This window comes from Photobacterium sp. OFAV2-7 (genome assembly GCF_022347985.1).
Taxonomy (GTDB): domain Bacteria; phylum Pseudomonadota; class Gammaproteobacteria; order Enterobacterales; family Vibrionaceae; genus Photobacterium.
Genome location: NZ_JAKRFQ010000072.1, coordinates 1 through 10,864, shown reverse-complemented (window position 1 = coordinate 10,864; position 10,864 = coordinate 1). Strand labels below are relative to the sequence as shown.

The 10,864-nt window shown below is 48.9% G+C and carries 11 protein-coding genes and 1 pseudogene; 7 read left to right on the top strand and 5 right to left on the bottom strand.

Translation table 11 applies throughout. The annotated features are described in order from the left end of the window. The 5 genes and pseudogenes from MHN01_RS07010 to MHN01_RS06990 all read left to right on the top strand — a co-directional run. Positions 1-219: pseudogene (locus MHN01_RS07010) on the top strand (copper-binding protein); the annotation flags it as partial. A gap of 10 nt (positions 220-229) precedes the next feature. Next, positions 230-1,222: an ABC transporter ATP-binding protein gene (locus MHN01_RS07005; RefSeq protein WP_239410663.1), complete on the top strand. Its 993-nt coding sequence runs from the start codon at positions 230-232 to the stop codon at positions 1,220-1,222. Continuing rightward, entirely contained in the window at positions 1,219-2,037 is an 819-nt protein-coding gene (locus MHN01_RS07000; protein WP_239410662.1) for an ABC transporter permease, read from the top strand. Before MHN01_RS07005 ends, MHN01_RS07000 begins: the two co-directional genes overlap by 4 nt. Before the next feature lie 58 nt (positions 2,038-2,095). Then, positions 2,096-2,596, top strand: a complete 501-nt coding sequence (locus MHN01_RS06995) for a nitrous oxide reductase accessory protein NosL (protein ID WP_239410661.1) — start codon at positions 2,096-2,098, stop codon at positions 2,594-2,596. Positions 2,597-2,779: 183 nt separating this feature from the next. Continuing rightward, a complete protein-coding gene (locus tag MHN01_RS06990) occupies positions 2,780-3,352 on the top strand; it encodes an SOS response-associated peptidase (RefSeq protein WP_239410660.1) in 573 nt (190 codons plus the stop codon). Positions 3,353-3,418: 66 nt separating this feature from the next. Here MHN01_RS06990 and MHN01_RS06985 read toward each other — a convergent pair whose 3' ends face one another. From MHN01_RS06985 to MHN01_RS06975, 3 genes are all read right to left on the bottom strand, one after another. Further along, positions 3,419-3,907 (bottom strand): GNAT family N-acetyltransferase, encoded by a 489-nt coding sequence (locus MHN01_RS06985; protein WP_239410659.1) that lies wholly within the window; start codon positions 3,905-3,907, stop codon positions 3,419-3,421. Between the two features lie 69 nt (positions 3,908-3,976). After that, positions 3,977-4,903 (bottom strand): LysR family transcriptional regulator, encoded by a 927-nt coding sequence (locus MHN01_RS06980; protein WP_239410658.1) that lies wholly within the window; start codon positions 4,901-4,903, stop codon positions 3,977-3,979. A gap of 75 nt (positions 4,904-4,978) precedes the next feature. Next, positions 4,979-5,725, bottom strand: coding sequence for an arylamine N-acetyltransferase (locus MHN01_RS06975; protein ID WP_239410657.1), 747 nt, complete (start codon positions 5,723-5,725; stop codon positions 4,979-4,981). 529 nt (positions 5,726-6,254) lie between these two features. On the opposite strand from MHN01_RS06975, the gene MHN01_RS06970 reads away from it, so the two are divergent. Beyond that, positions 6,255-8,030 carry an ABC-F family ATP-binding cassette domain-containing protein gene (locus MHN01_RS06970; RefSeq protein ID WP_239410656.1) on the top strand — a complete coding sequence of 592 codons (1,776 nt, stop codon included), beginning with the start codon at positions 6,255-6,257 and terminating at the stop codon, positions 8,028-8,030. 270 nt (positions 8,031-8,300) lie between these two features. Here the strand turns inward: MHN01_RS06970 and MHN01_RS06965 are convergent, their stop codons facing one another. Beyond that, positions 8,301-8,693, bottom strand: coding sequence for a glycine zipper family protein (locus MHN01_RS06965; RefSeq protein ID WP_239410655.1), 393 nt, complete (start codon positions 8,691-8,693; stop codon positions 8,301-8,303). 400 nt (positions 8,694-9,093) lie between these two features. Between MHN01_RS06965 and fbp the strand changes: the two genes are divergently transcribed. Further along, complete coding sequence (gene fbp, locus MHN01_RS06960) at positions 9,094-10,116, top strand: class 1 fructose-bisphosphatase (RefSeq protein ID WP_239410654.1); 1,023 nt, start codon at positions 9,094-9,096, stop codon at positions 10,114-10,116. A 102-nt stretch (positions 10,117-10,218) separates the two neighbouring features. Here the strand turns inward: fbp and MHN01_RS06955 are convergent. Next, positions 10,219-10,864, bottom strand: a 646-nt coding sequence (locus MHN01_RS06955) for a molybdopterin dinucleotide binding domain-containing protein (protein ID WP_304622844.1), incomplete at its 5' end; no start/stop codon positions are given.

The window sequence follows — 10,864 nt, the reverse complement described above, 5'->3', positions numbered from 1 at the left end:
AAGCTCATCTGGCAATATCCGGAGGCCAAGGTTCTGCTTGATAGTCCGGCCATTTTGATGCTGCGCTGGATCCAAAAGCAATTTCCGGTACTCAAACCCGCCGGTGTAAGAGATAGCTTTCCGCTGATGACAGTCCCGTCAGCCTCCGGCGACACGCTGATCAGCCAGCCGCAATCAACCAAAACCATGCCGCCGATTCAAGACCAAACTGCGGGGTAACAGGATTTCTATGACAACGTCTAACAAAACAACCGCTCCTATTGTGTCATTGCGCAATACAGGCAAGCACTACCAGCAGGTTGAAGCGCTTAACAATATCAATCTGGATCTCGCTCCCGGTGAAGTACTCGGCCTGTTCGGCCATAACGGTGCCGGTAAAACGACCATGATGAAGCTAATCCTTGGTGTCATCGAAGCCAGCCACGGTGAAGTAGAGGTATTTGGCATTGATCCAAAATCCAAGCAGGCTTGGCACAGCAGGCGCCAAATTGGCTACCTGCCGGAAAACGTCAGCTTCTATGATCACCTTACTGGTCTGGAAGTACTCACCTACTTTTCGCGGCTCAAGTCGGTGAACAAGAAACAGATCAGCGTCCTGCTGGACCAGGTCGGGCTCACCGCCGCTATGAAACGCAAGGTCAAAACCTATTCCAAAGGTATGCGCCAGCGACTGGGGCTGGCACAGGCATTTTTGGGCGAACCGAAACTGCTGCTGCTCGATGAGCCCACAGTCGGTCTCGATCCGATTGCGACAAAAGAGTTCTATCAAACCGTCGATGCATTGAAAAGCAACGGGGCCAGTATCATCCTGTGCTCACATATCCTGCCGGGCGTCGAGCAGCATATCGACCGGGCCATGATTTTATCGGGCGGCCAACAACGGGCTATGGGCACCTTGGGCCAATTACGCGACCAAGCCAACTTGCCAGTTGCGATCCAGACAGAAGGGCTTGGCAAGATGCTGCAGGACGACCCTTTCCTCTGCCAATTCCGAACTGGCGAAAACCGGTTAAACGTGCCCGAGTGCGACAAGCTGACCGTGATCCGTAAACTGCTCGAATACAACCAGATCGCCGATCTGCAGATCGAACCGGCCAACCTCGACCAGCTTTACCAGTATTATCTCAACGATGGTACGCGCTTTGGTTCTTCAGTCTCCGACCAGCAAAAAGTATCCAATCAGGCGGCCGTACCAACCAACTCGGAGGCAATCAGCTCATGAATCCTATTTTTGCCGTTGCAATTAAAGAGTTTCAGGACGGCCTGCGAAATCGCTGGCTTATCTCTATCACCCTGATCTTTGCTGTCCTTTCATTAGGACTGAGTTATTACGGCTCGGTCGCTTCCGGGCAGCTAGGCGTCGCCTCCCTGTCTTCGACCATCGCCAGCCTATCCAGCCTTGCGGTATTTCTGATCCCGCTCATCGCATTGCTACTCAGCTATGACAGCTTTGTCGGCGAGCAGGAATCCGGCACTCTGCTGTTGTTACTGACCTACCCTATCAGTCATGTTCAATTACTGATCGGAAAGTTCCTGGGTCAAGGCGCCATCATTTCACTGGCTACCGGCCTTGGCTTTGGCAGCGCCGCCTTGTTGCTTGCCATCCAGTCTGACTTTACTGCTGTTGTCCCGGCTTTCGGCCTTTTCATCCTCACGGCCACCCTGCTTGGCCTTTGTTTCATCGCCATAGCCTATGTGATTAGTCTTGCGGTGTCGGAAAAGTCCAAAGCAGCAGGTATTGCGCTAATAATTTGGTTTTTCTTTGTCCTGGTATTCGATCTGGCCCTGCTGGCTATTTTGGTCGGGGTGGAAGAAGGCCTGTCACAGCAACACCTGGTCCAGCTAATGATGTTCAACCCAACGGACTTATTCCGGCTCATCAACCTCGCCGCTCTAAATACTGAGGATGTAAACGGTGTACTGGCTGTCGCCATCGATCAAAGCCATTCACCAGTAAGCATGCTGTTGCTCATGCTCGGATGGGTGGTAACACCGCTAATTGTCGCCGCTCTGGTATTTAAAAAGAAAAAACTATAAAGCAAATAACTCAAAGAATAATTAAGCATTTAACGATTAAATCAGTAAGGAAACAAACATGCGTACTTTATCCCCTCTAAGGACTGTCAGTGTTGCCCTAATGCTTGTATTGGGCGTAGCCTGCAGTGAGCAAGAATCGGCGGATCAAGCCATGGTGCGGCAAGCCGTGGCAATCGAACAGGCCGATGAGTGCCACCTATGTGGCATGATCATCAGCAACTTTCCGGGACCGAAAGGGGAGAACTTCAGCAAGTCTTCCGATACGGTGAACAAGTTCTGCTCGACTCGAGATTTGTTCAGCTTTATTCTGCAGCCGGAAAACAAGCGCCAAATTAAAGAAGTCTATGTTCATGATATGAGCAAGACACCATGGCAGCGTCCGGAAGATGAATACTTTATCGATGCCCGCGAGGCCTGGTTCGTGATCGGTTCAGAGAAGAGAGGGGCGATGGGCAAAACACTGGCCAGCTTTGCCCAGAAATCGGATGCCGAAGTGTTCATCAAAGAGTTCGGCGGCCAGCTATATCGCTTTGACGATATCACGATTGATGTCCTTTAACCCCAACAAGCCGCAATAGCCTACTGAAACAAGCCCGGAAACAACCGGGCTTGTATACCCTCTCATTACTGCGTTTGCAGATCTATTGATACCGTTCATACTTTTTATACATTCCTAAAATAACAATAAAAAACGCAGGCAGGAAGCATCAGGCAGCCACCAACTGAAGAAGAGGTAACCACCATGTGCGGACGATTCAGTGTGTCAGGCGGGATGTTCAGCGAAATGGTCAGCGAAGAAATCGGCTGCGAGTTTAAAGCCGAAGAAAACCTCGACCTTCGCCCTAGCCAGACCGTATCAACAATTATCTATGTGCAGGGTTCGGTAGAACAGCAGGACGTCCAATGGGGGATCCACCCAAACTGGGCCAAAAAGCAAATCATTAACGCCCAGGCCGAAACGGTCAATGAGAAAAAAACCTTCCACCACGCAATGCAAAATCACCGCTGTCTCATTCCCTGCAGCGGTTGGTTTGAATGGCATGACGAGGGAGCACCGCGCAAACAGAAGTATCTGTTTAGTCACCGGGACGAACGGCCGTTATATATGGCCGGGATCTGGTTTCCGGGCGATACCCCACAACTAGTCACGCTGACAACAGCCGCCAATGAGATCTGCCGTCCCTACCATGACCGCATGCCGGTACTGATCCCGACCAAATCTGCCTGGAAATGGCTGGAAGACAACATTACGGCCATCACACCGCTGCTCAAAGTCGGTAACAAGCTCCCTATCTCTGTCAACGCGGTTCACTAACTGAACGCGTATCCAGGTTTGAATCCAGCGTTAGTCCGACTTTTATCCAAGTGATGTTCAGATCACCTACACATCAAACTGGATAAAGTTCATCATCAAGTCGACATCATTCTGTAGTGACAGCGTGTACTCACTGCCGACAACGTCCAATACGGCAGCAGTCCAAAAGCCCAGTGCCGCCGTATTTTCGACCAGAACCCGGATCTGCCATCGCCCCGGAAAGCGTTCGAGTACAGATTTAAGGGCCAGCTTACCGACACCCTTCCCCTTGAACTTCCGTAATACAAAAAACTGCTCCATATCGTAAATAGCGGGATTGGAGGGGTATCTTCGTACCAACGCAAAACCGGCCAATTCACTGTCAACATAAATGAAATGGGGGAAATGATCTTCCTCAGCCCAATAGGCATCAAGCAAAGAAGGATTAAACGAATAGAGCCCGCTATCGTTTGGCGGCCAGCCCATAAATTCAGACATATCGTACACATAGTACTGAAAAAGATTCTCCACAACACTACGGGATTGTGGCTCAATTTCTCGCAACGAAACTTCCATATTTCTCCTGTCTAACAGCATTACAAGATAGCCAAGGGCATCCAGTAACCAACTCCGATGCAATATGGCTCAACCATCAAAGCTAACACTATTGATAATCAGCTCTCGCAACCAACGGTGGCTGGGGTCGAGATCAAAATGCTTGTGCCACAGCAAGACATAGGCTCCCGGCTCCACCGCAACGGGTACATCGAGCATCAGCAAATCAAAATGCCGGACCATCTTTGACGCATACCGGGCAGGCGCACACAGAATGAGGTCACTCTGCTCACACAAGCTCATCGCGCTATAGAAATCAGTCATATTGACAGCGATATCACGCTTCTGGTGCTGAAGGCCGAGTACCTCATCCAGCAACCACTGCTCAATGCCGCCAAACGTAACTTGAAGGTGACGATATTTCAGAAAAGTCTCCAAATCCCACTCTTCTTTCAGCAGTGGGTGATCCTTTCTGATTAAACAAACAGGGTAATCCCGCACCAGCTCGACATAATTCAGTTCGGCAGGCAGCGTATTGATATGCACCTGAGAACGTTCATCCCACTCCCGGCTACAAATTGCCATATCAATATCGCAACGGAGCAACTTAGCGATACTCTCTTGGTTCCATGTCTGGCTGTTAAGCGTAATATTCGGCGCCTGAGCCAACAGGTTCGGCATAAAACACGGGTATGTGAGCGAATAGGCCGTTTCAACCAAATCAATCCGAAACTGCCGCTGGCTGAGCGACGGGTCAAACGTGCTCGGACGGGTAAACTGATCGAGCTGTTGCAACACCTGACGTAACTGCGGGGCCAGTTGCATTGCACGCGGTGTCGCTCTCAACCCGTGAGCTGTTCGCTCGAACAGGGGATCATCAAAAGTTTCTCGCAACTTTGCCAGCTGCTTGCTGACCGCCGACTGGCTAAGGTGCAACCGTGATGCTGCCGCTGTGACGCTTTGCTCTTCAAGCAACACTTCAAGCACCCGCAGCAGGTTATAGTCAAAATGATTCAAGCGCTAACCACCATCTAGCCAATAAGCATTAATATTATTCTACTTCAATATGTTATACGAGGCTTTGAAGATTATTTACTTCAATCCAAATTCTGTCTCAAGGATTTGCTTGAGTTCCTGCTGCGTACCGATCTCTTGCTCTTGTTTAAGCCCGTTGACAGTATGGATCAGGGTACGGTCTGATATCGTGAGCCTGCCATCTTCCTTTAACAAGGAAACAATCAGCTTCTGGGTAAAGTGAGAGTCAGGTGAAGTCTGAACATAGTGACAGGAGGCATCAAAGTCATAACGCTCCCTCACCTTAAGCTCAAAAACATAACGTGGAACCCACTCGCCTTCTTCGCTAAACGCATAGAGTGCCTTCATTCCCTCATAGCCTGCCACTTTGTACTGGGTATCTTCCCCCTGTGAGGCCTTCGTATGGTGAATCGGCTTCGGTATTCCAAACGCCTTGCCATTACCTACATCGACAAGATACTGCTCACTATCTAACTCGACCATCAACGCCATATGGTTAAACTCGCCGGTAAAACCATTGCCAGAATTCATCTCAGCACCAATGAAATCGACCTGATAACCCAGAGTCTTCAGCACATCATGAAATAATCCGTTAGCCTCGTAACAGACACCGCCCCGACGGTCGACAACAATTTTATTGAACACACCGTCTGACGAGTAGTCGAGAGGAGTCTTGTTTTGGATGTGCAGGTTTTCAAAAGGGACCGACAGCAAAAACTGGTGCTGAAGCTGAGTCAACGTATCCAGCGTCGGCTCAATCGTCCCCTGATAGGCAATACGATCTAAAAAAGCAGCAATATTCATTCTTCCCTCCTCCATTTTTTCCTCTGTCATTCTTGTCGATTAACAGCCTGACAAGATTGACCATAACTGTACCAAAGTACTGAATTTATTAGATAAATAAATGGTACATCTACAATGCCGAATTCAATAGGGCGGAGTATAAAACCTCAAGTTAAGTTGAGGTCAATAAGAAATGTCTTATTGCTCGCAAAAAGCACCGGTAACGTTATGCAAACTTGAGGGACAGGTACTCTCGAACTACAATGCGGCTTATCGATTAATCAATTAAGACAAGGAGGACTTATTATGATTCTGTGTGACATTCACCTCGCACAATTTTATGGTATTCAGAATCACTCAAGTTTTTGCGATATCGTGCTGCGATAACCTCTGCTTGAGCGAAGCCATTATGACTACATACTAGAGTTCTCTTCACTCTGGCTTACAAGGTTGTCGTCAGCAAATGTTTGACGATGGCGCACTATTTTGCCTGGAACCGACCTTCGGACAATGACTGGCAAACTGTGCAGCCGCAAATCTTGAGTAAGCAATGAGCACTTTACTATCTGCACAATCTATTTCTTATGATGTTACTTCGGGTCCTCTGCTTGAAGGGATTTCTTTCACCCTCACTAAAGGAGATCGTATTGGCCTGGTTGGCCACAACGGCTGTGGCAAAAGCACCCTGCTCAAACTGCTCAGCAACACCCTTACCGGTTACTCCGGACAAATCACCCACGCCAGTCAATGCCTGATTGAACGAGTAGAACAGCACCTTCCCGCGGAATTACATTCAGTTTCGATGCTTGATGCCGTCATTGCCCGGCTACCTGAAAGCATCAGACAGACAGAAAGTTGGCAAGCCGAACTGCTGCTATCTGATATGGGATTTAAGGAGCAGGACTGGACTCTGAACGCCGGTACACTCAGTGGCGGGCAACATACCCGACTGCTGCTGGCAAGAGCGCTGATCAGGCAGCCAGATGTTCTGTTGCTCGATGAACCAAGCAACCACATGGATTTGCCGACTCTGCTCTGGCTGGAACACTTCCTGCTCAACTGGAAAGGCAGCTTTGTTCTGGTTTCTCATGATCAGCGCCTGTTGGATACAGTCACCAACAGTACCTGGATCATGCGTGACAGAACCCTGCTCTTTTTCCGTCTTCCGTGCTCACAAGCCCGGCAGGCGCTGGAAGAGAAAGATCAGGCAGACGAGTTGCGTCATCAGGCCGAGCAAAAAGAAATAAACCGGATTGAAAAAAGCGCCAAGCGTTTGGCTGTCTGGGGCAAGGTCTACGATAATGAAGATCTCGCCCGTAAAGCCAAACATATGGAAAAGCGGGCTGACCGACTCAAGGAAAGCCAAACCCAGCTTAGCGCCGGTACGCCCTGGCAGCTGACACTCAAAGGTGAGCCTTTACCGGCTAACCGCCTGCTTGAACTGTCTGCGCTCGATGTTCGTCCTGAGCCCGGTGCACCTACTCTGTTCCATGTACTGGCCAAACAGCTTAAAAGCGGTGACAGAATTGCGATTATGGGTCGTAACGGTACCGGCAAATCCTCCTTGTTACGCATGCTATGGCAGGCGTATCAGCAACATGTCGATCGCCAGGTGGCTTGCAATGCGATTGTATTTCACCCCCAAGGGCGGCTTGGCTATTACGATCAGACTCTGCAACAGCTAAAAGATAGCGATACCCTGCTTGAGGCATTACGCCATTTTGCCCCGCTTCCTGACGAACAGCGAAAAATGGCTTTGATCAGCGCCGGATTCCCCTATCTGCGCCATAGCCAGACTGTTGCTGGCCTAAGTGGCGGAGAGCGATCCCGGCTTCTGTTTATCGGCCTGACGCTGGCTAACTATCACCTGTTGTTTCTGGATGAGCCGACAAACCATCTGGATCTGGAAGGGAAAGAAGAGCTGGCCAGTACACTCGGTCAATTTAAGGGCGGCTGTATTTTGGTCAGCCATGACCGGGAGCTGATTGAAAAAAGCTGCAACCGCTTCTGGCTGGTAGACAATCAGCAACTCGAAGAATGGCATGACCTTGATCAGGTGTACGAAAAGTTATCGGGTTTCGGTAGCGAACAGCAAGGTCAGGATACCATCACGCGACAACCAACTGGTATTTCATCAACCTTAACGTCCCCGAGTGCAGGCTCGAATACGGCGTCGGATCAGGAGCAGTTGCTGGCCCGGTTGATCGAGCTGGAAGTGTTGCTGGAAGAAGATTTGGCAAGAAAGCCGAAACATCAGAAACCCAAGCTTCAGCAAGCCTGGATAAAGGAGATAGCCCAACTGAATGAAATCCTTGAGCTGAGCTAAAAATCGGCTTGGACAAGATATCAACACTCAAATGAAAATAATTCTCAACAAATTACTTGTAATTCAAATGAGAATGGTTATTATTAACAAGCACTCAGACGAGAGGAAAATGATTCATCTTCTTGCTCTGAAGGCACGACATTGCTCACATTGCTTCCAGTGTACTTCAGCTCCGGTTGAATGTTTTTAGTGTAGGGCTAGAAACGAATTACCACTTTTGCTGAGCGGCTCTCTTGCCAAAGTAGAGCCGCTTTTTTCTGTTTAAACTACTCAATTATCAAGATCGTAGACAACATAACCCTTGTTATCTAGGCAGCGTCGAAGCACTTTAGCCTGAACTTCTGTCGCATCATTCGCCCCTGATAAAGCGCCTGCACCACCTCCGATAGCCCCGCCGGCCAAGGCACCTGCCGCAACACCAGCCAACCCGTCTTCCAGGCCACCAACTACCGCACCTACCACAGCACCAGACGCCGCACCGTTTTGTGCCTCAACTTTGACCGACTCGGCTTTGTCGACACTCTCGGCATACGACTGGCAGTATGAAAAGTCCTGTTCATATTGCACCGAATCGACATTTGTCATATCGACTACCGGCTTTTGCTGGTACGCGCAGGCAGATAATAAAGTCGCAATCGTAGAGGCAATAAGGAGCTTTTTCATGGGTATCTCTCTTTGTTGAATTCGGTACGGAACATCTGTTCAGGTAAACTCGGTCAATAGAGATAAATGTACAGTGTTTTATATTTAACTCATAACATATCTTTGTCTGCGTTTGTCCCCAACAATACAAAGCCATACATTGTGACGGCTACACCGAACCCGACCCATTAGGTCGCCCGTCACGATGACGTCTTGTGCACATGGAGAAACACTCTTATTACCCTCTGCGCATACTTCAATCGGTGAATATTCGTTACTATAAAATTCAGCCACCATAACAGCATAAATACAAATACACTTGTTATTAGTGGAGTAAAACACATCTAAAACAATGTTAAGTCAAAACGTTACATTGCACTTTGTTTGCCAGACTCAAATAATAGGAATTCAAGGATAGGAAATGTCCGATATAAAAACGCTTGGTGAATTCATCATCGAGAAACAAAATGACTTCCCCCATGCCAGTGGTGATCTATCATCGCTATTGGCTTCAATAAAATTAGCGGCCAAGATTGTAAACCGTGAGATCAACAAAGCCGGGTTGATAGATATTACCGGCGCAGTGGGCAAAGAGAACATCCAGGGAGAGCAGCAACAAAAGCTCGACCTTTTCGCCAATGAAAAATTCAAAGCCGCCCTCGAGTCCCACGCCCAGGTATGCGGCATTGCCAGTGAAGAAGAAGATGAAGTTGTCGTTTTCAGCAAAGAGCAAAACCGCAACGCCAAATATGTGGTTCTGATCGATCCCCTGGATGGCTCTTCTAACATTGATGTTAATGCTTCAGTCGGTACGATATTTTCTATCTATCGCCGCCTATCACCGGTTGGCAGTCCCGCAACAGAAGAAGACTTTCTCCAACCAGGCAATTGCCAGATTGCAGCAGGCTATGTCATTTATGGCTCATCAACCATGTTGGTATATACCACCGGGAAAGGGGTTCACGGCTTTACCTATGATCCATCTCTGGGCGTTTTCTGTCTTTCCCATGAAAATATCCAGATCAGTGAACACGGCAGTTGCTACTCCACCAACGAAGGCAACTATATTCGCTTTCCTGCTGGCGTGAAAAAATACATCAAGTACTGCCAGGAAAATGTGCCTGAGGACAACCGCCCATATACATCGCGCTATATTGGCTCGCTCATTTCAGATCTTCACCGGAACTTGCTGAAAGGGGGAATTTACCTCTACCCAAGTACTGCAGCCTACCCTGAAGGTAAGCTCCGCCTACTTTATGAATGCAACCCGATGGCTTTTATTATAGAGCAGGCAGGCGGTAAAGCGTGCAACGGCGCAGAGCGGATCCTGGATATTACGCCAACTTCATTACATCAAAGAATGCCTTTCTTTGCCGGCTCTAGTGCGATGATTAACACGCTCGAGCAGTTTCTGGCCGAGCCAGAACCGACTGAACAGCCGTAAACTCAGAACCAGCTGACAACTATTCTGGCTTAGCAGCTCATTTCAGAAAAGCAGTCTCCGGCAAGCACCATCTGGTCTTTCCGGAGGCTCCACGCTCAGTGGCTATGAGCAGACTATATTAATCTCATCGCCCTTCCTGGCACTTGGCATTAAAATGATCGGAATGGCCTTGGATGTCGGCGTATCACTTAGATCGCCTTTACCATCAATGGCCACCAAAGGATTCGTTTCCGGAAAATAAGCGGCAATGTTGCCCGACGGAATATCATAAGCCACCAACTTAAAGCCATAGATCTTACGTTCGATACCATCAGGCCAGAGCGACTCAACATCCACCAAATCATTGTTGTTCATACCGAGAGCTGCAATATCACTGGCGTTGATTAGCAGCACTTTACGTTCGCCTGAGATCCCGCGATACCTGTCTTCAAATCCATAAATCGTCGTATTGTACTGGTCGTGCGAGCGCATCGTCTGTAACACAAACACCGGGTCCTGGCTCAGTTCACGTAAGTTCGCAGGCAGCAGATGCTGCGGAAGGGAATGATGCATAAATTGCGCTTTCTCCGACGGGGTCTGCCATCGGCGTTCAGCCGCGCTATTGCCCAGGTAGAACCCGCCGGGCTGTTTGATTTTCTCATTGACGCCAGTAAACCCGGGAATGACCTCGGCAATTAACGCCCGAATTCTATCATAGTCCTCAATGAGCCAATTCCAATCTACAGGTGCCTTGCCAAGAGTGGCTTCT

What these genes read in the sequence shown, in the direction of transcription:
- MHN01_RS07005 (WP_239410663.1), top strand. Translation starts at nt 230, where the DNA reads ATGACAACGTCTAACAAAACAACCGCTCCTATTGTGTCATTGCGCAAT.
- MHN01_RS07000 (WP_239410662.1), top strand. Translation starts at nt 1,219, where the DNA reads ATGAATCCTATTTTTGCCGTTGCAATTAAAGAGTTTCAGGACGGCCTG.
- MHN01_RS06995 (WP_239410661.1), top strand. Translation starts at nt 2,096, where the DNA reads ATGCGTACTTTATCCCCTCTAAGGACTGTCAGTGTTGCCCTAATGCTT.
- MHN01_RS06990 (WP_239410660.1), top strand. Translation starts at nt 2,780, where the DNA reads ATGTGCGGACGATTCAGTGTGTCAGGCGGGATGTTCAGCGAAATGGTC.
- MHN01_RS06985 (WP_239410659.1), bottom strand. Translation starts at nt 3,907, where the DNA reads ATGGAAGTTTCGTTGCGAGAAATTGAGCCACAATCCCGTAGTGTTGTG.
- MHN01_RS06975 (WP_239410657.1), bottom strand. Translation starts at nt 5,725, where the DNA reads ATGAATATTGCTGCTTTTTTAGATCGTATTGCCTATCAGGGGACGATT.
- MHN01_RS06970 (WP_239410656.1), top strand. Translation starts at nt 6,255, where the DNA reads ATGAGCACTTTACTATCTGCACAATCTATTTCTTATGATGTTACTTCG.
- MHN01_RS06965 (WP_239410655.1), bottom strand. Translation starts at nt 8,693, where the DNA reads ATGAAAAAGCTCCTTATTGCCTCTACGATTGCGACTTTATTATCTGCC.
- fbp (WP_239410654.1), top strand. Translation starts at nt 9,094, where the DNA reads ATGTCCGATATAAAAACGCTTGGTGAATTCATCATCGAGAAACAAAAT.